Here is a 25,399-nt window from a genome sequence, read left to right as displayed (position 1 = left end):
CGGGCAGGTGGGGGCTGGTCGCGCAGTTCCCCGCGCCCCTAGGGGTCGGGAAGCGCGAGCCGGTCCCACAGCGCCTGCCCCCCGCGGCCCGCGGGTGTGTGCGTCACCGCGGGCCGGTTGGGGCCGGTCGCGCAGTTCCCCGCGCCCCTGAAGTCGGGGAACGCCAGCCCGATCACAGCAGCCCCGGCGTCCCTGAGGTCGGGGAACGCGTGCCAGTCCCACAAGGCCCCGCGCCCGGGTCGGTCGGGCTGGGGCTCAGTTGGGGTGTGGTGTTGTGGCGGCCGGGATGGGGGGCGGGTTCTGCACGGTGGTCCCGGGCTCGGGTGTCGGGTCGTGGGCGCGGCGTTTGGCTATGACCGCGCACACCATCAGCTGCATCTGGTGGAAGAGCATCAGCGGCAGTACCGCCAGCGAGGCCTGGGTGCCGAACAGGACGCTTGCCATGGGCAGGCCGGCCGCCAGGGACTTCTTCGAGCCGGCGAACTGGATCGTGATCCGGTCCTCGCGGTCGAAGCCCAGCGCCTTGCCGCCGTACCAGGTGAGCGCCAGCATCACCGCGAGCAGCACCGCCTCGACGACCAGGAGTCCGGCGAGCCGGGCCGGGCTCACCTGGTGCCAGATGCCCTCGACCATGCCCTCGCTGAACGCGGTGTAGACGACGAGGAGGATCGAGCCCCGGTCGACCAGCCCGAGCACCTTCTTGTGCCGGGTGACGAACGTGCCGATCCAGCGCCTCAGGAACTGCCCGGCGAGGAACGGGACCAGCAGTTGGAGCACGATCTCCAGGAGTGAGTCGAGCGAGAAGCCGCCACCGGTGCTGCCGAGCAGGGTGGCCGCGAGCAGCGGGGTGACGACGATGCCGACGAGGGAGGAGAAGGAGCCCGCGCAGATCGCGGCGGGCACGTTGCCCCGGGCCATTGAGGTGAAGGCTATCGACGACTGGATCGTGGACGGGACGAGGGTGAGGAAGAGCAGCCCGATGTAGAGGTCGTGGGTCAGGAACACCGGTTCGAGTCCGCGGGCGGCCAGGCCGAGCAGCGGGAAGACGACGAACGTACAGGCGAGGACCGTGGCGTGCAGCCGCCAGTGCTTCAGTCCCGCCAGCGCCTCGCGGGTGGAGAGGCGGGCGCCGTAGAGGAAGAAGAGGAAGGCGATGGCGGCCGTGGAGGCCCCCGAGGCGACGTCGGCGCCCGTCCCGCGCGCGGGGAGGAGCGCGGCGAGGCCCACCGTCCCGAGCAACAGCAGGATGTAGGGGTCGATCGGCATCCAGCTCGGCCACTTCAGGCGTTTCACGGTGCTCCATACAGGGAGGTCAAATACAGGGACGGGCGTGCCCTTTCCATCGTCCTCTTCCGGTTCGTGATCGGGAATCCTGTACACCGCTCTGACTGTCATCGCGTTGCGTGATGACCCGGTACCGTGGAGGAATGTACGACCCCTCTCAGCTGCGCACCTTCCTGACCGTCGCCCAGACGCTCAGCTTCACGCAAGCCGCCCGGCGGCTCGGGCTGCGTCAGTCGACGGTCAGCCAGCATGTGCGGCGGCTGGAGGACGCGGCCGGACGGCAGTTGTTCTCCCGGGACACCCACTCCGTGGAGCTGACCGAGGACGGCGAGGTGATGCTCGGTTTCGCCCGCCGGATCCTGGAGGTGCACGAACAGGCGACGGCGTTCTTCACGGGCACCCGGCTGCGCGGCCGACTGCGGTTCGGCGCCTCGGAGGACTTCGTACTGACCCGGCTGCCGGAGATCCTGGAGGCCTTCCGGTACGACCACCCCGAGGTCGATCTCGAGCTGACGGTCGAGCTGTCGGGCACCCTGCACGAGCAGCTGACCGCCGGGAAACTGGACCTCGTCCTGGCCAAGCGGCGCCCCGAGGACCCGCGCGGCGAGCCGGTCTGGCACGACGAGCTGGTATGGATCGGTACGGAACGGCTCCGCCTGGACCCCGACCGCCCGGTGCCGCTGATCGTCTACCCGCCGCCGGGCATCACCCGCGCCCTCGCCATGGAGGCCCTGGAACGACAGGGCCGGGCCTGGCGCGTCGCCTGCACCAGCGGCAGCCTCAACGGACTGATCGCGGCGGCCCGCGCGGGCCTCGGTGTGATGGCCCACTCGCGCGGGATGATCCCGCCCGGTCTGGTCCGCGTACCCGACCGGGCCGGGCTGCCGGAGCTGGGTCAGGTCGACTTCGTCCTGGTGCACGGCCGCCGTCGTACGTCGGCCCAGAGCGCGGCGGACGCGCTGGCGGCGGCGATCCTGACGAGCGGGGACCGGCTGCACCGCCGCTGACGATGTCACGGTGAGTAGCTGACCTCAGGGGCCGGTCAACCTTAAAGAAAGCCCCAAGAGGCCTGGCGCGGGCGGTGAGCGGGTCGGTCGGATTCGGTGGAGATTGGCGAAGCGCGGCCCGCTTCGGCGCAAGAAATTCTGTCCGACCCCTACCCATACAGACGCATTTTCCGCCCCGGGACGCCCCCGGCACGACGTCGAAACCGAACAGTACTCGGCTTGGTACCCCCTCCCGCCCGGCCTGGCCGTGGGGTAGCTTTCACGGCGCTGTGCAAAGCGTCACTGGGAGCGGGTTTGCGCGAATTCACCAACCCTCCGTTGGCGTTGGCGCCGCCCGTGGGCGGACTGGCCGACGTGGTGTTCGAACATGCCCAGGAAGACCCGAACCGTGTCGCGCTCGGCCGCAAGGACGAGACCGGCCAGTGGCGGGACGTGACCGCGGGCGAGTTCCGCGACGAGGTCCTCGCCCTCGCCAAGGGCCTGCTCGCGCAGGGCATCCGGTTCGGGGACCGGGTCGCGATCATGTCCCGTACGCGCTACGAGTGGACGCTCTTCGACTACGCGCTGTGGAGCATCGGCGCCCAGGTGGTGCCGGTCTATCCGACGTCCTCGGCCGAGCAGGTCTTCTGGATGCTGTACGACGCCGAGGTGACGGCGGCGATGGTGGAGCACGAGGACCACGCCATGACCATCGCCACGGTCATCGACCGGCTGCCCCGGCTGCGTCAGCTGTGGCAGCTCGACGTGGGCGCGGTGCAGGAGCTGTACGAGGCCGGCGCCCACCTCGACGACGACACGGTGCACCGGCACCGGCTCGCCGTCACCCCCGAGTCGACGGCGACGATCATCTACACCTCCGGGACCACGGGCCGCCCCAAGGGCTGTGTCATCTCCCACGCCAACTTCATGTTCGAGGCGGACACGATGATCGGGCGCTGGGAACCGGTGTTCCACTCCAAGAAGGGCGACGAGGCGGCCACCCTCCTCTTTCTCCCGCTCGCGCATGTCTTCGGCCGGATGGTGCAGGTGGCCGCGATCCGCGGCGGGGTGCGTTTCGGCCATCAGCCGCAGTTGAACGCGGCGGCGCTGCTGCCCGACCTGGCCGCGTTCCGGCCGACGTTCTTCCTCGGGGTGCCGTACATCTTCGAGAAGGTCTTCAACGCGGCCCGCCGCAAGGCCGAGCGGGAGGGCAAGGCCGGTCCCTTCGAGAAGGCCGTCGAGTGTGCGGTGCGCTACGCGGAGGCCATGGAGGAGAAGGCCTGGGACGTCGGCCCCGGCCCGTCGGCCGGCCTGCGGATGCAGCACCAGTTGTTCGAGAAGCTCGTCTACTCCAAGATCCGGGCCGCGATGGGCGGGCGGGTACGGCACGCCATGACGGGCGGTTCGGGGATGGACCGGCGGCTCGGTCTGTTCTTCGCGGGCGCGGGCGTCCATATATACGAGGGCTACGGGCTGACGGAGACGACGGCGGCGGCCACCGCGAACCCGCCCGAGCGCACCCGTTACGGCACGGTCGGCCAGGCCATCCCGGGCATGACCGTGCACATCGCGGACGACGGCGAGATCTGGCTGCGCGGCGACAACGTCTTCCAGGGTTATCTGAACAACCAGAAGGCGACGGACGCGACCCTGCACGACGGCTGGCTCGCCACCGGCGACCTGGGCTCCCTCGACGAGGACGGCTTCCTCACGATCACCGGCCGCAAGAAGGAGATCCTGGTGACCTCGGGCGGCAAGAGCGTCTCCCCGGGCGGCCTCGAGGAACGCGTCCGGGACCATCCCCTGGTCGCGCAGTGCATCCTGGTCGGCAACGACCGTCCGTACATCGCGGCCCTGGTCACCCTGGACCACGAGGCGGTCGAGCACTGGCTGACGATGCGCGGCAAACCGCAGCTGACCCCGACCGAACTGGTGCGCGACCCGGACCTGGAGAAAGAGGTACGGCGTGCGGTGGTCGCCGCGAACACCCTGGTCTCCAAGGCCGAGTCGATCCGTACGTTCCGCATCCTGGCCCAGCCGTTCACCGAGGAGCACGGTCTGCTGACCCCGTCCCTGAAGCTGAAGCGCAGGGCGATCGAGGACGCGTACGCGAAGGAGGTCGAGGCCCTGTACCGGGCCTGACCCTCACCGGTGGCCGTCAGACGAGCTGGTAGCCGCGGAGGTTGGTGAGCAGGAGGTAGGTGTCCTGCAGCGACCCGGAGGTGTCGCCGAGAGAGCGGTAGATGCCCCACTTCGGGCGCACACGGTCGGCCAGGAAGGTGTCGACGCCGGTCTTCGAGGCGTCGATCACGGTCGCGCCACCGGACTTGAGGATCCAACGGACCGTGCCCGCCGAGCCGTTGCCGACCTTGATCTGGAAGTCGACGTCGGTCCATCTGTCGTGCAGCGGTGCCAGGTCGGTGCGGCCGACCAGGATGTTGTCGATGGCCAGCTTGAGTTCGATGGTCTGGACGCCGTTCACCCGGCGCAGCGACTGCACGACGAGCGGCGAGGTACCGCTGCCCGGCTGCTTCATCTGCATGATGTGGGTGAAGGTGGTGGTCGCCTTGAGCGAGCTCGGGATGTACATCGAGTAGGTGACCCGCCAGGTCTGGCCCTCGGTCCACTTGAGGTAGTTGCCGCCGCTGCCGTTCCGCAGTCCCGTGACCTCGTGGCGTTGGCGGTCGGTGGAGGTGTCCCGGTCGACGGTGTGCATGTTGAAGCGCCAGTTGTCGCCGGTGGCGTAGATGTGCGGGTGTGCGGCGGTGTGGGAGTCGGCGCGGTCGTCCTCGATCGTCTCGAAGGCGCCGAGGCCGTCGGCGCTCGCCGACGGTGCCCATTTCTGCTGCCAGGAGGCGGCGTTGGCGGTGGTGGCGGCCGGCAGACCGACGGCCGCTCCGGCGGCCCCGCCGAGGGCCGCACCCAGCAGTGCCCTTCTGGACGGGCTCATGACACTCATCACCTCACAGTTGACTGTTCGTTCGACCTGAGGGCTTGTGACGGCGCGACACAGCGTCCCGGGGCGACAGGCCCCGGGTCAATGGTCCGGACCTAAGACATCGGAGGTATTTTTGGCCATAGTCGGTTCGGCCCGTGCTCGTACGATGGGAGTCCCACCCGACGACTGAAGGATCGAGAGCTCGTGAGCAGCAAGGTCCCCCCGATCATTCTGAACAACGGCGTCGAGATGCCACAACTGGGCTACGGCGTCTGGCAGGTGCCGGACGACGAGGCCGAGCAGGCGGTCACCACCGCGCTGGAGACCGGGTACCGCAGCATCGACACAGCGGCGATCTACGGCAACGAAGAGGGCACCGGCAAGGCCATCGCCGCGTCCGGCCTTCCCCGCGAGGACCTCTTCGTCACCACCAAGCTCTGGAACGGCGACCAGGGGTACGAGTCCGCACTCCGCGCCTTCGACACCTCCCTGGAGAAGCTCGGCCTGGAGTACGTCGACCTGTACCTGATCCACTGGCCGCAGCCGGCCAAGGGCAGGTTCGTCGACACGTACAAGGCGCTCGAGAAGCTCGCCGCGGACGGCCGCGCCCGGTCCATCGGGGTCTCCAACTTCCTTCCGGAGCACCTCGACCGGCTCCTCGCCGAGACGTCGGTCGTCCCGGCCGTCAACCAGATCGAGCTGCACCCGCATCTCCAGCAGCACGCGGCCCGCGAGTACCACGCGGAGCAGGGCATCGCCACGGAGGCCTGGTCACCGCTCGGCCAGGGCAAGGGCCTGCTGGAGGTCCCGGCCATCGTGGCCATCGCCCAGAAGCACGGCCGTACGCCGGCCCAGATCGTGCTGCGCTGGCATCTGCAGCTGGGCAACGTGGTGATCCCCAAGTCCGTGACGCCGTCGCGGATCAAGGAGAACATCGAGGTCTTCGACTTCAGCCTGGACACCGAGGATCTCGCGGCGATCAGCGCCCTCAACGAGGACCGGCGACTGGGTCCGGACCCGGCCACGTTCGAGTCCGGCTGACGACACCCACGACGACGCCCCGGCCCGCGCCGACCACGGTCGCGGTCCGGGGCGTTTCGCATGTCTCCCGCGTCCAACTCCCGTGAGAACAAGGGCAACCGGGGCATTCGGCGACGAATTCGACAGGGTTGACGGCGGCACACCGGAAGGTCCACCTTGTATCGCACCCGGTAAGGAAACTTTCCTAACAGAAGGGTCCCCCCACAGTGCGCTCTCGAACACTGACCCTCGGCGCGGTCGCCAGCGCGGCCCTGCTCGCCTCCGCCACGCTCCCCTCGTACGCCTCCGGCACGGCCCGTCCCCCGTCCACCAGGGAGGGCTCGGTCAGCGCGTCCGCCCTGCTCGCCAAGGTGACGTCCTGCTCCCAGATCTCCAGCGGCAAGTACCGGACCGACGACGAGACCTCGGCCTCGATTCCCGTGTGCGGCAAGAACGGCGCCGTGTTCTGGAAGGCCGACATGGACATCGACTGCGACGGCCAGCGCACGTCGAAGTGCAACGAGGACACCGACCCCTGGTACCAGGACGACACGGCGTTCCACCAGTCCAACGGCAAGCCCCTCAAGGCCGATTCACTGCCGTACGTCGTCGTGCCCAGCTCCAGCGGCATCTGGAACTACTCCGGCGCCGGCATCAAGGGCGGTGGCGTGGTCGCCGTGATCTACAACAACAAGGTCCAGTACGCGGTCGTCGGCGACACCGGCCCCACGAAGATCATCGGCGAGGCGTCCTACGCCACCGCACAGGCCCTCGGCATCGACCCCGACCCGGAGAACGGCGGCACCGACTCCGGGGTGACGTACATCCTGTTCAAGAACTCCCAGGTGTCACCGATAGAGAACCACGGCGCGGCGGTCTCCCTGGGGGATCAGCTGGCCAAGCAGTTCATCCGCGACAACTGAGCCGGGAACGGCTCGGCGAACGAAGCCGAGAGTAACGGCGGCCCGGTACCGCGTACACCCAAGCGGTACCGGGCCGCCGCTGCTCAACTCCGGTCGTTCAGCAGTCAGTTGGGCTGCCCGATCGGCCGTACGACCACGGTGTTGACGTCGACTCCCTCCGGCTGGCGGATCGCCCAGACGATCGAGTCGGCCAGCTGGTCGGCGGTGAGCAGCTGACCCGGGGGCAGGCTGCCGTAGCTGTCCCAGAAGGGGGTCTCGACGCGGCCGGGGGCCACCAGGGTCACGCCGACGCCGAACTCCGTGACCTGGCGGCGGGTGTTCTCGGCGAGACCGGTCACCGCCCACTTCGTCGCGCCGTAGAGGTTGCCCGGCGTGGGGACGAACCCGGCGACGCTGCCGATCAGCACGATCCGGCCCCGGGTCTCCTTCAGGGCGTCGATCGACGCCCTGATGAGCAGTGCGGGCCCGAGCACGTTGGTCAGCACCATCTCCGGCCAGCCCGCCGGGTCGCCGTCGGCGACCGAGTCGTGGGTGGCGAACCCGGCGTTGGCGACGACCGTGTCCAGCCGCCCGAACTCCAGCAGCGTGGCCTCGACGGCGCCCCGGACGTCGTCGTACTCGGCCGCGTTCCCGGTGATCGTCAACAGGTCCTCGGGACGGCCGAGTTCCTCGGCGAAACCGCGCAGCCGCTTCTCGCCCCGGCCGGTGACCGCGACCCGGTGGCCGGCGTCGAGCAGCTGCCTCGCGACAGCCGCGCCGATACCGCTGCCCCCACCGGTGATGAGCGCGACGGGTGACTTGTTCGACTCGGACATGATGACTCCCCCTGTGTGTGCCGTGCGCGGCGGTGAACCGCGCTTCACGCGAACAGCGGGGAGTCCATCACTTGAAGTGCCCTCGAAGTCAAGCCCGGGCCGGGCGCCGCTACGCCTGCGGTTTGCCGCCGGTGTACACCGTGTGCGTGGCCAGGACGAACACGTCCGGGCGGTGGTGCAGACCCGCCTTGTCGTCGGGGTCGAGGAGGCGGTCGAGGGTGGCGCGGTCCTCGGCGTCGAGCTCGTCCGCGAACATCGAGCGGCGGCGGTCGAAGACACCGATCACATAGGCGCGGGCCTCGTCCGTGAGCGGGGCGGGGAGGTCGAGGAGGAAGGAGCGTGTGCCGGAGGGGCGCAGGCCGGCGGCGGTGAGCAGGGCCGGCCAGTCCTCGGTCTCGCGGACGTGGCCGGGCAGGCCGGTGCGCATCTCGTTGAACCAGGACTGCTCGATCGCGTCGAGCCGCGTCTCCAGGCCGGGGCGCCCGAAGCCGAGGTCGCGCGGCAGGTTGCGCTCCGCGAGCCCGCCCTCCATCACGGCGAGCGTGCCGCCCGGCGCGAGTACGTCGGCGAGGGCGGCGAGAGCGGCGCGCTGGTCTCCGACGTGGTGCACGGCCCTGCTCGACCACACCAGGTCGGCGGGATACTCCAACTCACCCAGTCCGCCCGGGAGTTCGGCCTGCAGGGTGCTGAAGCGGTCGGTGGTGCCGAGGCGTTCGGCGTTCTCACGGGCGCGCTCCAGGATCGCCGCGGAGGTGTCCGCCGCGACGATGCGTGCCTCGGGGAACGCCTTGGCGAAGAAGCCCGAGATGATGCCGGGGCCACTGCCCGCGTCGACGATCAGCCCCGGTTCGGGCTGCCGGCCGGCCAGCCAGGCGAGGGCCTCGGCGTAGAGCGGTGCGTAGAGTTCGGCCTGCCCCTCCAGGTGGGGGATCACCGTGGCGAAGTCGATGTCGCCGTGATCGTGGGAATGCTTGTGGGCGTGGGCCTGAGTGGGCGCCTGGCCGTGGTCGTGCTGGTGCTGATGGGCCATGGTGTGCGGGCCTCCCGTTTGTCGTTGACACCAGCCTGCTCCGCCTCCGCCGACCGAGCCAGTTCTGTTGCCGATACGGCAAACCGGGATCCGCTCCTCGACCGCCTCCGGCAAAAACCGGATGCGCCCGCCCACCCCGCTCGTCCACCATGCCGTCATGGACGACAAGCTGGACGACGAGCTGGTGGAGCGCTTCCTCGAAGACGGGTTCGTGAAGATCGAAGGCGCCTTCCCGCCACGGGTCGCCGAGCACTGCGCCCGGTTGCTGTGGCGGGAGACGGGATGCGATCCGGACGACCCGGGCACCTGGACGAAGCCCGTGCACTGGGTGTCAGACATGGCGCAGGGCCCGTTCGCCGCCGCGGTCAACACCCCTGTGCTGCATGAGGCGTTCGACGCGCTGGTGGGCGAGGGCCGCTGGGCGTCACGCTATTCGCTGGGCAGCTTTCCGCTGCGCTTCCCGCACGCGGAGGAACCGGACGACGCGGGCTGGCACATCGAGGGCAGCTACTCCCCCGAGGGCGCGACCTGGCCGTACACGAACCTCCGCTCCCGGGACCGCTGTCTGCTGATGCTGTTCCTGTTCAGCGAGGTCGGGGAGGCGGACGCCCCGACGCGGATCCGGGTGGGCTCGCATCTGGACGTACCGGCACTGCTGGAGCCGTACGGCGAGGAGGGCGTCTCGGGCCTGGAGATCGCCCCCGCACTGGTCAGGGACTCCGCCCACCGGCCGCTCGCCCTCGCCACCGGCAGCCCCGGGGACGTGTACCTCTGCCACCCGTTCCTGGTCCACGCGGCCCAGCCCCACCACGGCACCCGCCCCCGCTTCATGGCCCAGCCACCTCTGCATCCGATGCTCCCCTACGAGCTGGAGCGCCCGGACAACAACTACTCCCCGGCGGAACTCGCGATCCGCCGGGGCCTGGGAAAACCCGCCTGAGCGGGCCCGATGGGATCGGTCGCGCACCGCACCCGCGCCCCGAAAGGGGCGCGGGGAACTGCGCGACAAGCCCCCACCGAACCCGCACCAGACAACAACCGCCGATCCAGCGGAGCTTAGAGCGCCGGGTAGGCGTTCTTCATGAGCTCCTGGAACTGCGCCGAGAACCAGCGCCCGGAGATCGGCGCGTTCGGCAGCGCACCCGACATGTTGAAGTTGTTCCGCGGGTTACCGCCGTACGTCGGGTCGCACATCCGGTCGAAGCCCTTGCCCTCGTCGTTCGGGATCAGCGAGCTGGAGCCGTCGGACTCGCCCGGAGGCTTCATCCACACGTACGCGTCAATCCCGGCCGCCGGAGCCGCCTTCGGGCGTTCGCCCAGTCCGGCGCCGGACTGGTTGCACCAGTTGCCGAGCTGGAAGCGCCGGTCGTAGCGTCCGCCGTCGACGTACGTGTCGACGGTGGTCGTCGCACCCGGACCGGCGGGCCGTGCGGTGCCGCCCCAGCCGTTCCTCGACGTGTCGATCAGCATGCCGATGGTGGACGGGAAGCCGATCGAGACCAGCTGGTTGCGGAAGGCCTGCGAGAAGGAGAGCTCGTCGGTGTACCGGTTCCAGTCCACCCACTTCGACTCGCGGACCGACTTGCCGGCCACGTTGTCGTTGATGGTGAAGTTGTTCTCCTTCAGGGCGCTGTAGTTCGCCGTGTTGCTGATGAAGCCGTGCACGTCGTTGACCGTCGCGCCCTCGGCGGTGGCCGCTTGCTTGAACAGGTCGGCGGAGGCGCCGAAGTTGTCGTCCCAGCCGATCCAGCCGTGGTGGCCGGCGTCGACGTAGTTGTACACGTTCGGCACGTCACCGAGCTTGTTGAGCGCGTAGCCGACACCCTTGACGTAGTTGCCGTTGGCCTTCATCACGTCGCACGCGGGCGTGGCCGTGGGCCGGCTGCCGGTGTTGGTGACCAGGTTGGGCAGCGAGTCGATCTCGACGGTCGTGACGATGCGCAGGCCCGCGTACTTGGTGTCCGCGAGGATCGCCTTGATCGGGTCGATGTACTGGGTCTTGTACTTGTCGATCTCCGTCGGGCCGAGTTCGCCGTTGGAGGCGAGGGCGGCACAGTCACGTCCGGGCAGGTCGTAGATGACCAGCTGGACGACCATCTCGCCGGTGCCCTTCTGCTGGAGGGCCGCGTCGAGGTGGGCGCGCAGGCCCATCCCGCCGTTGACGCCGTTGATGGCGGCGATCCGGTCCAGCCAGACACCGGTGGGCTGGTTGGAGATCCGGCTGCCGCCCGGCTCGGCGGCGGCCTTCGCCGACCACTCCGGGTTCACGTACACCTTGGCGCCGGCGTACGGGTTGTCGACCCTCGTGCTCGTACCCGGGCCGGGGTCCGTGGGGCCGGGGTCCGTGGGGCCGGTCCCGCCGTCGACGTTGCAGGTGACGCCGTCGAGAGTGAAGGTGGCCGGGATCGCGTTGGTGCCGCTGTAGCTTCCGTTGAAGCCGAAGCTCACCGAACCGCCGGTGGCGAGCGTGCCGTTGTAGGTCTCGTTGGTGACGTTCACGGCGGTGCCGCTCTGGGTGAACTTCGCGTTCCAGCCGCTGGTGACCTGCTGGTTACCGGCGTACGACCACTTCACGGCCCAACTCGACTTGGCCGCGCTGTTGTTGGTGACGGTCACGGCGGCGGTGAAGCCGGTGGACCACTGGTTCTGCACCTTGTAGTCGACGGTGCAGGGTATCGCCGCGATACCGGCGTCGGCGGGCGCGGCGGCCACCGCGGCGCCGGTGGCACCTGCGACCAGCGCCATGGTGGCGAGGATCGCTGTTCTGGTACGGCTCATGAGTGCGGGTGTCCTCTCGTATTCCTTTGGGGTGGTAAGCGCCTTACTGGGAGGAGAAGTTGGTGCACTAACCGATGGCGCGCAGATGGTCGCGCAGACCGATTCCGAAGGCTGTGGGTGTGCCGTCGTAACCGGAGATCAGGGATGGGCCGGTGGCGCAGTTCCAGGTGTTCCAGGTCCAGCCGAGGTACGACAGGGAGCGGTCGTCGAACCACTTCATGACCCGGTCGACGAAGGAGTGCGCGCAGGTGTTCTCGCCGATCTCGCCTGCCACCAGCGGGACCTGGGCGGCGACCGGGGCGAGCGTCGAATTCCAGCAGGTCTCGCTGGAGCACGAGTTGAAGTTGTAGATGTGCCAGGCGGCGGCGAGATTGCCCGCCGGGTCGTTCGGCTTGTATGTCAGCCACTGGCTGAGGTCGTTGGAGTAGGCGAGCCCGCCGGCGAGGATCACGTTCTTGGCGCCGGTGGCCCGGACCGCGTCGATCAGATCCTGCATACCGGCTACCTCGTACCCGATGCCGGGGCAGTTGCCGCCGTCCCGCCAGCAGGTCCAGGCCTGGGCCGCCGTGGAGGTGGCGCGGTCCGGGTAGGGCTCGTTGAACAGGTCGAACACGACGGTCTGGTCACCCTTGAAGGTGTTCGCGACCGAGGTCCAGAAGGCGGGCGAGTACTGCGTGTCGGGCATCGGCTTCTGGCAGCTCGCGTGCACGTCGGAGCAGCCGGCCGAGTTGCCCGTGTACTGGCCCCAGGACCAGTGCAGTTCGACGATCGGCGTCATGCCGTGCGCCTTCACCTTCGCCACGAGGCTCTTGACGGCGGCGGTGTAGTTGGCGCCCGCGTACTCCGGTTTGATGTTGGAAAGGCCCAGCCAGCACTCCTCGTTCAGGGGGATGCGTACGGTGTTGACCTTCCAGTCGGCGATCGCCTTCACCGAGGCGTCGTCGACCGGACCGTCCCAGATGCCGTTGCCCTGGACGCACGCGAACTCGCCGCCGGAGCGGTTGACGCCGAGCAGCCGCCGGGTGGCGCCGCCGGAGTCGACGAGTTTGTTGCCCGACACGTGCAGGGCGGGGGCTCCGGCCTCGGGGGCCGGTGGGTCGGTGGGCTGTGGAGTAGGTGTCGGGGTCGGGGTCGGCTCCGTGTCCACGTTGCAGCTGGTCCCGTTGAGCTTGAACGACGCCGGTACGGGATTGCTCCCGGACCGGGAGGCGATGAACCCCGCGCTGACGCTCGCGCCCGTGCCCAGCGAGCCGTTGTAGCTCTCGTTGGCCGCGGTGACGGTGGTGCCGGACTGGGACCACTTGGCGTTCCAGCCCTGGGTGAGCTTCTGACCGGCGCCGAAATCGAAGGCGAGACTCCAACTGCTGAGCGCCGCGCGGTTGTTGGTGATGCTGACGGAACCCTGGAAGCCGGTGTCCCAGGTGCTGGTGACCGAGTACTCCACCGTGCACGCGGGGGTGGCTCCCGACGCCGTGACGACCGGCACGACCGCGGTGCCCGCGAGGGCGACGGCAGCGCCGAGCACGACTAAAAGACCTGAACGCGGGGGGTGTCGCATGAGCGACTCCTTGCAGATCGGGCGCGTCGGACGGACGCGTCGACTGACGGAATCGCTCCCACTGGTGTCAACGAAGTTAGCGCCAAGTGACGGCAAAGGACAGGGGGGTTGCCGTGTTTCCATCAGATGACGTCGTCGAATCAATTCGAGTCTTCAAACACCTTGACCCTTGACACACGGGTCTTCAATATGGGAGCGCTCCCACTGGTTCAAGGCTTGTTGCTCCTCCCCACATCTCCACGAGCACCTCCGAGCCGCTAGGAGGAACCAGCACCATGCGCCCCCAACTCCGACGCCGCGCCGCGCGGCGGTTCTGGACCGCTGTCGTGGCGGCCCTCGCCCTCCCCCTGACCATGCTCGCCACAGGCACGACTCCCGCCCAGGCGGCGGCGGTCCAGTGCAGCGTCGACTACAAGACCAATGACTGGGGCTCCGGGTTCACCGCGGATCTGACGATCACCAACCGCGGTACGGATGTCATCAACGGCTGGACACTGACGTACACCTACGCCGGCAACCAGAAGCTCAGCAACGGCTGGAACGGCACCTGGTCCCAGTCCGGCCAGACGGTCACCGTGCAGAACGCCACGTACAACGCGACGATCGCCGCGGGCGCGGCCGTCAGCACCGGCGGGCAGTTCACGTACAGCGGTGCCAACGCGGCGCCGACCTCGTTCGCGATCAACGGGACGACCTGCGCCGGGGCCCACCAGCCGCCGGTCACCGTGCTGACCAGCCCGACCGCCGGCGCCGTGTACACGCAGGGCACCGCGGTGCCGATGGCGGCCACGGCCGCGGCGGCCGACAACGCGACCATCACCAAGGTCGAGTTCTACGACGACACCACGCTGCTCGGCACGGACACCTCCGCGCCGTACACCTTCTCGGCCACCGCGCTCGCCGTGGGCAGTCACTCGCTGCTGGCGAAGGCGTACGACAGTCTGGGCGCCTCGGCGCCGTCCACGCCGGTCGGCATCACGGTCGCCTCGGGTCCCGCCGTGGTCGCCGTGCCGACCCAACTCGGCGTCCAGCAGGGCAAGTCGGCCACGTACGACATCAAGTTGTCGACGCAGCCGAGCGCGAACGTGACCGTGACGACGGCTCGGGCGAGCGGCAACACGGGCCTGTCGGTGACGGGCGGCGCCTCGCTCACCTTCACTCCGGCCAACTGGAACACGGCGCAGAAGGTGACGATCACCGCCAACGCGACGGGTACCGGATCGGCGGCCTTCGACTCGACGGCCACCGGCCACGCCAAGGCGACGGTCACCGTCACCGAGCTGGCCGCCTCGAAGGTGTACGACGCCCGGTTCCTGGACCTCTACGGCAAGATCACCAACCCGGCGAGCGGCTACTTCTCCCCCGAGGGCATCCCCTACCACTCGGTCGAGACGCTGATCGTCGAGGCGCCGGACCAGGGCCACGAGACCACGTCGGAGGCGTACAGCTACCTCCTGTGGCTGCAGGCCATGTACGGCAAGGTGACCGGCGACTGGAGCAAGTTCAACGGCGCCTGGTCGATCATGGAGCAGTACATGATCCCCACCCACGCCGACCAGCCGACCAACTCCTTCTACAACGCCTCCAAGCCGGCGACGTACGCCCCCGAGCAGGACCTGCCGAGTCAGTACCCGGCCAAGCTGGACACCGGGGTCTCGGTCGGCTCCGACCCGATCGCGGCCGAGCTGAAGAGCGCGTACGGCACGGATGATGTCTACGGTATGCACTGGCTCCAGGACGTCGACAACGTGTACGGCTACGGCAACTCGCCCGGCAAGTGCGAGGCGGGCCCGACGGACACCGGACCCTCGTACATCAACACCTTCCAGCGCGGCGCGCAGGAGTCGGTGTGGGAGACGGTTCCGCAGCCGACCTGCGACGCCTTCAAGTACGGCGGAACGAACGGGTACTTGGACCTGTTCACCGGCGACGCGTCGTACGCCAAGCAGTGGAAGTTCACCAACGCGCCGGACGCCGACGCGCGTGCCGTGCAGGCCGCGTACTGGGCGGACGTCTGGGCGAAGCAGCAGGGCAAGGGCGCCGACGTCTCCACGACCGTCGGCAAGGCCGCGAAGATGGGCGACTATCTGCGCTACGCCATGTACGACAAGTACTTCAAGAAGATAGGCAACTGTGTCGGCCCGACGGCCTGTGCCGCCGGTACCGGCAAGGACGCCTCGCACTATCTGCTGTCCTGGTACTACGCGTGGGGCGGCGCGACCGACACCTCGGCGGGCTGGGCCTGGCGCATCGGCTCCAGCCACACGCACGGCGGCTACCAGAACCCGCTGGCCGCCTACGCGCTCAGCTCGTACGCCGATCTGAAGCCCAAGTCGGCGACAGGGCAGGCGGACTGGTCGAAGTCACTGGGCCGGCAGATCGAGTTCTACCGCTGGCTCCAGTCCAACGAGGGTGCCATCGCGGGCGGCGCGACCAACAGCTGGGCGGGCCGCTACGCGACCCCGCCGGCCGGTACGCCGACCTTCTACGGCATGTACTACGACGAGGCTCCGGTGTACCACGACCCGCCGTCCAACCAGTGGTTCGGCTTCCAGGCGTGGTCCATGGAGCGGGTCGCCGAGTACTACCAGCAGACGGGCAACGCGGCGGCCAAGAGCGTCCTGGACAAGTGGGTCGACTGGGCGCTGTCCAAGACGACCATCAACCCGGACGGCACGTACCGCTTCCCGGCGACGCTCCAGTGGTCGGGTGCGCCCGACACCTGGAACGCCACAACTCCGGGCGCCAACGCGGGACTTCACGTCTCGGTGGTCGACTACACCAACGACGTGGGTGTGGCGGCGGCGTACGCCAAGACGCTGACGTACTACGCCGACCGCTCCGGTGACACCGAGGCGGCGACGACGGCGAAGGCACTCCTCGACGGCATGTGGTCCAACTACCAGGACTCCCTGGGCATCGCCGTTCCGGAGACCCGCGCGGACTACAACCGCTTCGACGACGGTGTCTATGTGCCGTCGGGCTGGACCGGGAAGATGCCGAACGGCGACACGATCAACTCGTCGTCGACGTTCGCCTCGCTCCGTTCCTTCTACAAGAACGACCCCAACTGGTCGAAGATCGAGGCGTACTTGGCGGGCGGCGCCGCGCCCTCGTTCACCTACCACCGGTTCTGGGCCCAGGCGGACATCGCCCTCGCCATGGGTTCGTACGCGGAGCTACTGGAATAGCCCCCGCCGAGCGCTCCGCGGGTTGGGCGGTGTTCGGCTGCCGGTCTGTTGTGGCTGGTCGCGCCGTTCTCCGCGCCCCTTCGGGGCGCGGCAGGCACCGCCCGTTCCGCGGAACCGCTTGAAGGCTCCGCGCACGCGGTCTCGTCACCGGACGACGGGACCACCCGGCCGGGCGGCCCCCACCGCACTGGGGGTCGCCCGGCAACTCTCGCGCCGCATGGAAAGCGCTTACCCACAGGCCTTCCCTGACTCCCCCCTCCGGAGAGGACCCCCATGCGAAGAACACCCATCCTCACGGCCGTCATGGCCCTGGCCGCAGGCCTGTTGGCGGGCACCCCACTCGCACTCGCCGCGCAGTCCGCCTCCTCCGCCTCAACTGCCTCCGCCGCTTCGGAAGTCGCGCTCGCGGCGGACACGTACACCTGGAAGAACGCCCGGATCGACGGCGGCGGCTTCGTCCCCGGCATCGTCTTCAACCGCGCCGAGAAGAACCTGGCGTACGCCCGTACGGACATCGGCGGCGCCTACCGCTGGCAGGAGTCGACGAAGACATGGACCCCGCTGACGGACTCGGTCGGCTGGGACCGCTGGGGCCACACCGGGGTGGTCAGCCTCGCCTCCGACTCCGTCGACCCGAACAAGGTGTACGCGGCTGTCGGCACGTACACGAACAGCTGGGACCCCGGAAACGGGGCCGTGCTGAGGTCGGGTGACCGGGGCGCGACCTGGCAACGGGCCGACCTGCCCTTCAAGTTGGGCGGCAACATGCCCGGCCGGGGCATGGGTGAGCGGCTCGCCGTCGACCCGAACCGCAACAGCGTGCTGTATCTGGGCGCGCCCAGCGGCAAGGGGCTGTGGCGGTCGACGGACTCGGGGGCTACCTGGGCGCAGGTGGCGAACTTCCCCAACGTCGGCAACTACGCGCAGGATCCGACCGACACCAGCGGGTACGCCAGCGACAACCAGGGCATCGTCTGGGTCACCTTCGACGAGTCGACGGGTACGGCGGGCAACGCGACCCGCACGATCTATGTCGGGGTGGCCGACAAGGACAACGCGGTGTACCGCTCGACGGACGCGGGCGCGACCTGGTCGCGGCTGGCCGGGCAGCCCACCGGCTATCTGGCCCACAAGGGCGTCCTCGACGCGAAGAACGGCTATCTGTACCTGCCGTACAGCGACAAGGGCGGCCCGTACGACGGCGGCAAGGGCCAGTTGTGGCGGTACGCGACGGCCACCGGCACCTGGACGAACATCAGCCCGGTCGCGGAGGCGGACACCTACTACGGCTTCAGCGGTCTGACGATCGACCGGCAGAAGCCGGGCACCGTGATGGCGACGGCGTACAGCTCGTGGTGGCCGGACACCCAGCTCTTCCGCTCCACGGACAGCGGCGGCACCTGGACGAAGGCCTGGGACTACACCTCGTACCCGACCCGCGCGAACCGCTACACCATGGACGTCTCGTCCGCCCCGTGGCTGACCTTCGGCGCGAACCCGTCGCCGCCCGAACAGGCGCCGAAACTGGGGTGGATGACGGAGGCGCTGGAGATCGACCCGTTCAACTCGAACCGCATGATGTACGGGACGGGCGCGACGATCTACGGCACCGAGAACCTCACCAACTGGGACAGCGGCAGCCAGTTCGCCATCAAGCCGATGGTCCAGGGCCTGGAGGAGACGGCGGTCCTCGACCTGGCCGCTCCCCCGTCGGGCGGAGCCGTGCTGCTCAGCGGGCTCGGTGACATCGGGGGGTTCCGGCACACGGATCTCACCAAGGTCCCCTCGATGATGTTCACTTCACCGACCTTCACCACGACCACGAGCCTGGACTACGCGGAGACCAACCCGGGGATCGTGGCCCGCGTGGGCAACCTGGACTCGGGTCCGCATGTCGCGTTCTCGACGGACAACGGGGCCAACTGGTTCGCGGGGAGCGACCCTTCGGGCGTCTCGGGCGGCGGCACGATCGCGGCGGCCTCGGACGGCAGCCGGTTCGTGTGGAGCCCGGCGGGCACGGGGGTGCAGTACGCGACGGGCTTCGGTACGTCGTGGTCGGCGTCCTCGGGTATCCCGGCGGGCGCGATCGTCGAGTCGGACCGGGTGGACCCGAAGACCTTCTACGGCTTCAAGTCGGGCAAGTTCTACGTGAGTTCGGACGGCGGGGCGACCTTCACCGCGTCGGCTGCCAGCGGCCTCCCGGCCGGCGACACCGTGCGCTTCAAGGCGCTGCCGGGCACGAAGGGCGACATCTGGCTGGCGGGCGGCGCGGCGAACGGCGCGTACGGCCTGTGGCACTCGACGGACGGCGGTACGACGTTCACCAAGCTGTCCAACGTCGAGCAGGCCGACACGGTCGGCTTCGGCAAGGCGGCGGCAGGGGCGTCGTACCAGACCCTCTACACGAGCGCGAAGATCGCCGGCGTACGCGGCATCTTCCGCTCGACGGACAAGGGTGCGAGCTGGACGCGCATCAACGACGATGCCCACCAGTGGGGTTGGACGGGTGACGCGATCACCGGTGACCCGCGGGTGTACGGGCGCGTGTACGTGTCGACGAACGGGCGCGGTGTCATCTACGGAGACTCGTCGGACACGAGCGGCGGCGGAGGCGGCGGGGGTACGGACCCGACACCCACCCCGACCCCGACGCCCACCCCGACGCCGACACCCACCCCCACCCCCACTCCCACCCCGCCTCCCGCAGGGGCCTGTGCGGTGACGTACAAGGTCACCAGTGAGTGGTCGGGCGGCTTCCAGGCGGACGTGCAGCTCAGCAACACGGGCACAACCACCTGGAACGGCTGGTCACTTGGCTGGTCCTTCCCGAACGGCCAGACCGTCTCGCAGCTCTGGAACGCCGAGTACACCCAGTCGGGCGCGGCGGTGACGGCGAAGAACGTGAACTGGAACGCGAACGTGACGGCGGGCTCATCGGTGAGCTTCGGCTTCACGGGAAGCTGGTCGGGCACCAACGGCAAACCGACCACGTTCAAACTGGGCGACAAGACCTGCACGGTCGCCTGACACACAACGGTGGCCGTGCCGAACGGGCGCGGCCACCGTTGTCGTGTTCGGCTGCTACGGCGTGTACACCGTCGGCCTCGGTGCTGTCGGCATGTTGTTGCCGATGAAGAAGCTGGGGTGTGGAGGTTGGTTGTATGCGGTGTTCTGCCAGGCGATTCCCGTGCGGTACATGGTGTCGTGCAGCAGGGTGGTGATCTTCGTCGTCGTCTCGATCGGCGTCGAGTAGATGCGCAGGGCCGTGTTGTCGCTCGTCGCCCAGACGACTTCCTCGCGCCAGTCGCCGAAGAGGTCGCCGGAGAGGGCCGGGGTGGCCTTCGTGCTGTTGTTGGAGTGGACGGAGGCGCCGGTCAGCAGGCGGGTGTCGGAGGACGTGCCGTACTTGTCGATGTGCGTACCGTCGAGGAGTTCGCGCACCGGGTCGCCGTCCCACCAGGACAGGAAGTTGACGGAGGACGGTTCGCGGCCCTTGGTCGCACCGCCCTCGTCACGGATCGAGGAGTCCGAGGCCGACCAGACCTCCGCCCCGTCATTGCCCGCCCAGATGTCCCCGGCGACCCCCCTGCCGTTGTCGCAGCAGGCGGCGAGGCTCCAACTGACCGTGCCGTTGGCCGGGTTGATGTACAGCTCGGCCGGCTGGGAGGCGGACTCGGACACCTTGAAGTACTCCAGGCCCGCGTGTGCCGGGTCCAGGTCGCCGAGGTGCTGAGCGTCGCCGTGCCCGGTCTTCGTCGTCCACAGGCCGTTGCCGTTGTCGTCGACGGCCATCGCCCCGTAGACGATCTCGTCCTTGCCGTCCCCGTCGACGTCCCCGACGGACAGGCTGTGCGAGCCCTGGCCGTCGAATCCCTTGCCGCTGTTGGTGGAGGAGCTGGAGTCGAAGGTCCAGCGGCGCGTGAACGCCCCGTTCCGCCAGTCCCAGGCCGCGAGCACCGTCCGTGTGTAGTAGCCGCGCGCCATGATCAGGGAGGGGCGGGCGCCGTCCAAGTAGGCGGTACCGGCGAGGAATCGGTCGACCCGGTTGCCGTAGGAGTCGCCCCACGAGGAGACCGTGCCGCGCGCCGGGACGTAGTCCACGGTGCCCATCGCCTTGCCGGTCTGCCCGTTGAACATGGTCAGATACTCGGGCCCGGAGAGCACGTAACCGCTTGAATTCCGGTAGTCCGCCGACGAGTTGCCGATGACCGCGCCCGTCCCGTCGACCGTGGCGTCCGCAGTCTTCATGGCGACCTCCGCCTTGCGGTCGCCGTCGTAGTCGTACACCTGGAACTGCGTGTAGTGCGCGCCCGAGCGGATGTTGCGCCCCAGGTCGATCCGCCACAACCGGGTGCCGTCGAGTTTGATCCCGTCGACGATGGTGTTGCCGGTGTACCCGGACTGGGAGTTGTCCTTGGCGTTGGTGGGCTGCCACTTCAGTACGAAGTCGAGCGCGCCGTCACCGTCCAGGTCACCCACCGACGCGTCGTTCGCCTCGTAGGTGTAGGCGACCCCGTCGGGAGTCGTGCCGCCGGCGGGCGGGGTGATCGGCACGTCCTTGTATCCGGTGCGGAACTGGATCGCGTGGACGGAGTCGCCCTGTTCCACACCGCCGACGACCGCACGGACCGTGTAGTCGGCCTGGGCCGGCGCCCCCGAGTGGAAATAGTTCGTGGAGCCGGTGACCGGCGTCGAGTTGACCTTCGTACCCGCCCGGTACACGTTGAAGGACACGTCGTTCGGATCGGTGCCGAGCCAGCGCCAGCTGACCAGGTTGCCGCTGTCGGTGTGCACGCTGACGACACCCCGGTCGAGCGCCTCGACCTGACGGGCGGTGGCGGCCTCGGCGGTACCGGCGTTGCCGTAGGCGGTGAGACCGCCCGCGACCAGCGCGACGGCCACCACGGCGGTCGGAATTCTGCGTTTGCGGTGCTCATACGGGTGCGGCACGATGGAATCCTCTTTCGTGAACGACGAAACGAACGGATACCTCTCGGAAAAGAGAGCGGGTGCTGTTCTGCTGTCGCCACCCGTGCGGCGCGAGTTGCCGGGGTCGCGCGGATTCCTCACCAGGTGGAGCCTCATGAGCACCACGACACCCCGCGGACCGATCCCACGAACGCCGGAGCAGGACCCGAGACTGGGAATCGCGTTCGATCCACCGTGGAAGTCCGCTCCCCGCCCCACGCATCGGCTGGTCGCCATCGGTGACTCGCTCACGCACGGGTTCCAGAGCGGAGCGATCTTCAACACCGATCTGTCGTATCCGGCGATCATCGCCCACGAACTGGGGTGGGCGGACAGGTTCCGCTTCCCCAGATACGACGGGTTCGGCGGCCTCCCGTTCAACATCGAGATGTTTCTGCGTGACCTCGAAGCACGCTTCGGGCGCGACGTCGACTGGTGGGAGACCGTTCCCGCGCTGCTGCACGCCCGGCGGTCCATGGACAAGGCCGAGGACTACTGGGAGCGGGGACCCGGCAGCGTTCTGCCCAGTGCCACGGACATCAGCCACAATCTCGGGATCTTCGGCTGGGACCTCAGGGACGCGCTGGACAAGACCGCGGCCGTATGCGTCAAGCGGCTCGCCAACCCCACGGACAACCTGCTGCGGCAGACCGTCGATCACGCCGACGACCTGGCCGCCCTGCGGGTACTGCCGGCCCCTCCCGACGGCACTCTCACCCAGTTCACCGCGGCCGCCCGCCTCGGCGAGGACGTCGGCCACGGCATGGATCCGGACCACGGCATCGAGACACTCGTCGTGTTCCTCGGGGCCAACAACGCGCTGGGGTCGGTGCTGGATCTGAAGTACGTCCTGAGCGACGGAGAGAACAACGCCTTCGAGGACCTCGACGCCAAGGCGAAATTCACCGTCTGGCAGGTCGAGCACTTCAGCAGCGAACTGGAGAAGGTCGCCGCCGCAGTGCACACCGTCAAGGCCCGGCACGTCATCTGGTGCACGGTCCCCCATGTGACGATCGCCCCGATCGCCCGTGGTGTCTCCGTCAAGATGGAACGGGGTTCCTCGTACTTCCCGTACTACACCCGGCCGTGGATCACCGATCGCGACTTCGACCCCACCGAGGACCCGCATCTCACCGGCGAGCAGGCGCGGGAGATCGACGCGGCCATCGACGGCTACAACTACGCCATCGCCGATGTGGTCCGGCAGGCCCGGGACGGCACCGCGGTCGGGGCCGGCGGCGACAGGAAGGACTGGTACCTGCTGGAGATCGTGGCGGTGCTCGACCGGCTCGGCTCCCGCCGCTACATCGAGGACCCGCTCGCGCGACCCCCCTGGTGGCAGCCGTATCCCATGCCCTCCGCGCTGCGCGCGCTCGATCCGGTGCCCAACACCCACTTCCTGACCAGCGACGGTCAACGCCGCGTCGACGGCGGTGTGTTCTCCCTGGACGGCGTGCACCCGACGACCGTCGGCTACGGCATCATCGCGCAGGAGATCGTGAACGTGATGCGGCTGGCCGGCGTCCCGTTCTTCCGGCCCGACGGTGTGACACCCCGTCAGGACCCGGTCCTGGTGGACTTCGAGAGGCTGGTCCGACGCGACACCCTCATCAACCACCCACCAGGGAACCTCACTTCAGGACTGCGCGTGCTCGCCTGGGCCGACGAGACCCTCGATCTGCTGCGGCGCTCCCTGCGGTTCGGCATCTGAGGCCCGGCGCGTGTGCGGGACGGCGACCGGTTTCCGGAACGCCCGCAGGGTGAACACCGGGTCCGGGCGGGGCCGGTCCTGGTCGGGCAGCGCCTCCAGACGCGCGGCGAAGCCGTCGGCCAGCGGGTCGCCCGGCGGCAACGTCATGAACCATCCGCGCCGCAGGTCGGCGACGGCCCGCCGGGGACTGCGTCCCTGCCCGCGCCCCCGGAACCGCGCCTGACCGGCCGGCACCAGCCCGTGCGCGAGGGCATGCGCCTCGACGACGGCCGCCGCGTCCGGTGCCGCACGCCATGGACGCGAGGCGAGAACGGCGTCGATGTCACTGCCCACGTTGTGCGAGGCACCCTTGTCGACGGTGGTGACATACACCCCGCCCGGCCGCAGCACCCGCGCGCACTCCCCGATGATGGCCCGGACATCCTCGGCCCGCCCGGCGAGATGCAGCAGCCACACACTGGTCACCGCGTCCAACCCACCGTCCGGACAGGGAAGTTGACGGCTGTCGGCAAGCACGACAGCACCGGGGAGGCGGGCGACGGCCCTCCTGGCCATCGCGTCGGTCAGGTCGGCGCCCGTCACCCGCATCCCGGCCCGCGCCACCGCGAGCCGCCGGGTCACGATGCCCGTACCGCATCCCACGTCGAGCAGACTGCGCGCTTCCACGGGTACGAGGCTCAGCACGGCCTCCGCCGCGGCCGCCGCCCTCGGCTCACCGCCGCGCGAGGCGTCGTACCGCTCCGCCTCCTGGCTGTAGTCCAGCACGGTCCCCCTCCCGCGGCCCGGTCAGCTCGCCCCATGGCCCGGTGCGAGGTCCTCGACTCTGCGCGCGAGCTCGAAGTCGAGGCGGGTGACAGCACCACCCACGCTGTGGGTGTTCACGGTGAGTGACACCGTGTTGTACCCGAGGGTGAGGTCCGAGTGGTGATCCAGCTCCTCCTGGACCTGGGCGATGTGGATGACCAGCGCCGTCGCGGCGAAGTGCGAGCCGAGACGGTACGAGCGGGCGATCCGGTCTCCGTCGAGCGTCCAGCCCGGCAGTTCCGCCAGCCGGTCCTCGATCTCCTTCTGCGACAGCGGTTCGACGGGCATGACCACGCTCCTTCCCTGATGTGGGGTGCTCTCCCAGCGTCCCACAGACAGGGCGTTCCGGCCCAGGTCAGGAGGTTTTTCCGGCTCGCTGCGAAGACCGGGGCACCGCCGCGGGCGGGTACCTTCCCGGTAATCACCGTGGCTCGAACCTGTCAGGGCGACAGCGGAACGTGACACACTGCTCGCGATACTTCGGCGCGTAGGGGAGGCGTGGCGTGAGTGAGCGGCGGGCTGCGCCCACCGTGGGCCAAGTGGTGCTCGGGAGACGGCTCCAGGAGCTCCGCGAGGCGGCCGGGCTGAAGCGGGAGGAGGCCGCGCGGGTTCTGCGCGTGGCGTCGGCGACCGTACGGCGGATGGAAATGGCCGAGGTCTCCCTCAAAATCCCGTACGTACACGTGCTGTTGACCGCGTACGGCGTGCCCGAGGACGAAGTGGCCACGTTCGTGGATCTGGCCGAGGAGGCGAACGAGCCCGGCTGGTGGCAGCGCTTCTCCGACGTCCTGCCGGACTGGTTCAGTCTGCATGTGAGCCTGGAGGGTTCCGCCCGGCTGATCCGCTCCTACGAACCGCACTTCGTACCCGGCCTGTTGCAGACCCCGGAGTACGCGCGGGCGGTCATGGAGGCCGGGACGATCGGGCACACGGGCCCCGAGGCCGTCGAGCGGCATGTGTCGCTGCGCATGGCCCGGCAGAAGCTCCTCACCCGCGAACACCCGCCCCACCTCTGGGTCATCGTCGACGAGACGGTGCTGCGGCGGCCCGTGAGCATCGACGGCAAGGTCATGCGCGACCAGCTGGACCGGCTCCTCGACGCGTCGGAAAGCGGCCATGTCACCATCCAGGTCGCCGAGTTCAGGGACGGCCCGCATCCGGGCACGTCCGCGCCCTTCGAGCTGTTCCGTTTCGCCGAGCCGGAACTGCCCGACATGGTCTACACCGAGTATCTGACCGGTGCGCTGTATCTGGACTCCCGCCGGGAGGTCGCCTCGCACCTGGAGGTACTGGACCACATGACGGCGGGTGCCGCGTCCGCCCAGCGCACCAAGGAGATCATCGCCGAGTACCGCGACGGCTACTGATCCGCGACTCCACCGCATCGACCGCA

At 69.1% G+C, this 25,399-nt stretch carries 18 protein-coding genes; 9 read left to right on the top strand and 9 right to left on the bottom strand.

The features are described from left to right. Positions 1 to 255: 255 nt before the first annotated feature. On the bottom strand, positions 256 to 1,266 hold the full coding sequence (locus ABZ855_RS35920) for a bile acid:sodium symporter family protein (RefSeq protein WP_360814166.1): 1,011 nt from the start codon (positions 1,264 to 1,266) through the stop codon (positions 256 to 258). A 161-nt stretch (positions 1,267 to 1,427) separates the two neighbouring features. Between ABZ855_RS35920 and ABZ855_RS35915 the strand changes: the two genes are divergently transcribed. Together ABZ855_RS35915 and ABZ855_RS35910 are read left to right on the top strand one after the other, a co-directional pair. Beyond that, positions 1,428 to 2,291, top strand: a complete 864-nt coding sequence (locus tag ABZ855_RS35915) for a LysR substrate-binding domain-containing protein (protein WP_360814090.1) — start codon at positions 1,428 to 1,430, stop codon at positions 2,289 to 2,291. A 294-nt stretch (positions 2,292 to 2,585) separates the two neighbouring features. Beyond that, the gene (locus ABZ855_RS35910; protein WP_360814088.1) at positions 2,586 to 4,412 is read left to right on the top strand and encodes an AMP-binding protein; all 1,827 of its coding nucleotides are present in this window, start codon (positions 2,586 to 2,588) and stop codon (positions 4,410 to 4,412) included. A gap of 16 nt (positions 4,413 to 4,428) precedes the next feature. Here ABZ855_RS35910 and ABZ855_RS35905 read toward each other — a convergent pair whose 3' ends face one another. Continuing rightward, positions 4,429 to 5,220, bottom strand: a complete 792-nt coding sequence (locus tag ABZ855_RS35905; RefSeq protein WP_360814086.1) for a Tat pathway signal sequence domain protein — start codon at positions 5,218 to 5,220, stop codon at positions 4,429 to 4,431. 192 nt (positions 5,221 to 5,412) lie between these two features. On the opposite strand from ABZ855_RS35905, the gene ABZ855_RS35900 reads away from it, so the two are divergent. Both ABZ855_RS35900 and ABZ855_RS35895 read left to right on the top strand, forming a co-directional pair. Continuing rightward, entirely contained in the window at positions 5,413 to 6,249 is an 837-nt protein-coding gene (locus ABZ855_RS35900) for an aldo/keto reductase (protein ID WP_360814084.1), read from the top strand. Positions 6,250 to 6,455: 206 nt separating this feature from the next. Then, positions 6,456 to 7,151, top strand: coding sequence for a glycoside hydrolase family 75 protein (locus tag ABZ855_RS35895; protein ID WP_360814082.1), 696 nt, complete (start codon positions 6,456 to 6,458; stop codon positions 7,149 to 7,151). 104 nt (positions 7,152 to 7,255) lie between these two features. On the opposite strand, the gene ABZ855_RS35890 is transcribed toward ABZ855_RS35895, so the two are convergent. Together ABZ855_RS35890 and ABZ855_RS35885 are read right to left on the bottom strand one after the other, a co-directional pair. Further along, positions 7,256 to 7,966 (bottom strand): SDR family oxidoreductase, encoded by a 711-nt coding sequence (locus tag ABZ855_RS35890; protein ID WP_360814080.1) that lies wholly within the window; start codon positions 7,964 to 7,966, stop codon positions 7,256 to 7,258. A gap of 109 nt (positions 7,967 to 8,075) precedes the next feature. Next, a complete protein-coding gene (locus ABZ855_RS35885; protein WP_360814078.1) occupies positions 8,076 to 8,996 on the bottom strand; it encodes a class I SAM-dependent methyltransferase in 921 nt (306 codons plus the stop codon). A gap of 157 nt (positions 8,997 to 9,153) precedes the next feature. Here ABZ855_RS35885 and ABZ855_RS35880 point away from each other — a divergent pair, with 157 nt between their 5' ends. Further along, the gene (locus tag ABZ855_RS35880) at positions 9,154 to 9,936 is read left to right on the top strand and encodes a phytanoyl-CoA dioxygenase family protein (protein WP_360814076.1); all 783 of its coding nucleotides are present in this window, start codon (positions 9,154 to 9,156) and stop codon (positions 9,934 to 9,936) included. A gap of 116 nt (positions 9,937 to 10,052) precedes the next feature. On the opposite strand, the gene ABZ855_RS35875 is transcribed toward ABZ855_RS35880, so the two are convergent. After that, positions 10,053 to 11,774 (bottom strand): glycoside hydrolase family 6 protein, encoded by a 1,722-nt coding sequence (locus tag ABZ855_RS35875; protein ID WP_360814074.1) that lies wholly within the window; start codon positions 11,772 to 11,774, stop codon positions 10,053 to 10,055. Between the two features lie 67 nt (positions 11,775 to 11,841). Beyond that, positions 11,842 to 13,332, bottom strand: coding sequence for a cellulase family glycosylhydrolase (locus tag ABZ855_RS35870; RefSeq protein ID WP_360814072.1), 1,491 nt, complete (start codon positions 13,330 to 13,332; stop codon positions 11,842 to 11,844). 275 nt (positions 13,333 to 13,607) lie between these two features. Here ABZ855_RS35870 and ABZ855_RS35865 point away from each other — a divergent pair, with 275 nt between their 5' ends. Both ABZ855_RS35865 and ABZ855_RS35860 read left to right on the top strand, forming a co-directional pair. Then, positions 13,608 to 16,523, top strand: a complete 2,916-nt coding sequence (locus ABZ855_RS35865; protein ID WP_360814070.1) for a glycoside hydrolase family 48 protein — start codon at positions 13,608 to 13,610, stop codon at positions 16,521 to 16,523. A 273-nt stretch (positions 16,524 to 16,796) separates the two neighbouring features. Further along, on the top strand, positions 16,797 to 19,550 hold the full coding sequence (locus ABZ855_RS35860; RefSeq protein ID WP_360814068.1) for a cellulose binding domain-containing protein: 2,754 nt from the start codon (positions 16,797 to 16,799) through the stop codon (positions 19,548 to 19,550). Between the two features lie 54 nt (positions 19,551 to 19,604). On the opposite strand, the gene ABZ855_RS35855 is transcribed toward ABZ855_RS35860, so the two are convergent. Beyond that, entirely contained in the window at positions 19,605 to 21,473 is a 1,869-nt protein-coding gene (locus ABZ855_RS35855; protein WP_360814066.1) for a rhamnogalacturonan lyase, read from the bottom strand. A gap of 133 nt (positions 21,474 to 21,606) precedes the next feature. Between ABZ855_RS35855 and ABZ855_RS35850 the strand changes: the two genes are divergently transcribed. After that, on the top strand, positions 21,607 to 23,202 hold the full coding sequence (locus tag ABZ855_RS35850) for a hypothetical protein (protein ID WP_360814064.1): 1,596 nt from the start codon (positions 21,607 to 21,609) through the stop codon (positions 23,200 to 23,202). On the opposite strand, the gene ABZ855_RS35845 is transcribed toward ABZ855_RS35850, so the two are convergent. Continuing rightward, positions 23,128 to 23,967, bottom strand: a complete 840-nt coding sequence (locus tag ABZ855_RS35845) for a class I SAM-dependent methyltransferase (protein WP_360814062.1) — start codon at positions 23,965 to 23,967, stop codon at positions 23,128 to 23,130. The two genes, ABZ855_RS35850 and ABZ855_RS35845, sit on opposite strands and share 75 nt — an antisense overlap. A gap of 21 nt (positions 23,968 to 23,988) precedes the next feature. Further along, positions 23,989 to 24,294, bottom strand: a complete 306-nt coding sequence (locus ABZ855_RS35840; RefSeq protein WP_319200943.1) for a 4a-hydroxytetrahydrobiopterin dehydratase — start codon at positions 24,292 to 24,294, stop codon at positions 23,989 to 23,991. 215 nt (positions 24,295 to 24,509) lie between these two features. On the opposite strand from ABZ855_RS35840, the gene ABZ855_RS35835 reads away from it, so the two are divergent. Then, positions 24,510 to 25,373: a helix-turn-helix transcriptional regulator gene (locus ABZ855_RS35835; protein ID WP_360814060.1), complete on the top strand. Its 864-nt coding sequence runs from the start codon at positions 24,510 to 24,512 to the stop codon at positions 25,371 to 25,373. The last annotated feature ends 26 nt before the right edge of the window (positions 25,374 to 25,399 follow it).

Source organism: Streptomyces sp. NPDC047042, from assembly GCF_040644035.1.
Lineage (GTDB): Bacteria > Actinomycetota > Actinomycetes > Streptomycetales > Streptomycetaceae > Streptomyces.
The sequence above is the reverse complement of the archived record's forward strand: the minus strand, read 5'-3'. Positions and strand labels throughout refer to the sequence as shown.

Coding starts and splice junctions, on each gene's coding strand:
- ABZ855_RS35920 (WP_360814166.1), bottom strand. CDS start 1,266: ATGCCGATCGACCCCTACATCCTGCTGTTGCTCGGGACGGTGGGCCTC.
- ABZ855_RS35915 (WP_360814090.1), top strand. CDS start 1,428: ATGTACGACCCCTCTCAGCTGCGCACCTTCCTGACCGTCGCCCAGACG.
- ABZ855_RS35905 (WP_360814086.1), bottom strand. CDS start 5,220: ATGAGCCCGTCCAGAAGGGCACTGCTGGGTGCGGCCCTCGGCGGGGCC.
- ABZ855_RS35890 (WP_360814080.1), bottom strand. CDS start 7,966: ATGTCCGAGTCGAACAAGTCACCCGTCGCGCTCATCACCGGTGGGGGC.
- ABZ855_RS35885 (WP_360814078.1), bottom strand. CDS start 8,996: ATGGCCCATCAGCACCAGCACGACCACGGCCAGGCGCCCACTCAGGCC.
- ABZ855_RS35880 (WP_360814076.1), top strand. CDS start 9,154: ATGGACGACAAGCTGGACGACGAGCTGGTGGAGCGCTTCCTCGAAGAC.
- ABZ855_RS35875 (WP_360814074.1), bottom strand. CDS start 11,774: ATGAGCCGTACCAGAACAGCGATCCTCGCCACCATGGCGCTGGTCGCA.
- ABZ855_RS35870 (WP_360814072.1), bottom strand. CDS start 13,332: ATGCGACACCCCCCGCGTTCAGGTCTTTTAGTCGTGCTCGGCGCTGCC.
- ABZ855_RS35865 (WP_360814070.1), top strand. CDS start 13,608: ATGCGCCCCCAACTCCGACGCCGCGCCGCGCGGCGGTTCTGGACCGCT.
- ABZ855_RS35860 (WP_360814068.1), top strand. CDS start 16,797: ATGCGAAGAACACCCATCCTCACGGCCGTCATGGCCCTGGCCGCAGGC.
- ABZ855_RS35850 (WP_360814064.1), top strand. CDS start 21,607: ATGAGCACCACGACACCCCGCGGACCGATCCCACGAACGCCGGAGCAG.
- ABZ855_RS35840 (WP_319200943.1), bottom strand. CDS start 24,294: ATGCCCGTCGAACCGCTGTCGCAGAAGGAGATCGAGGACCGGCTGGCG.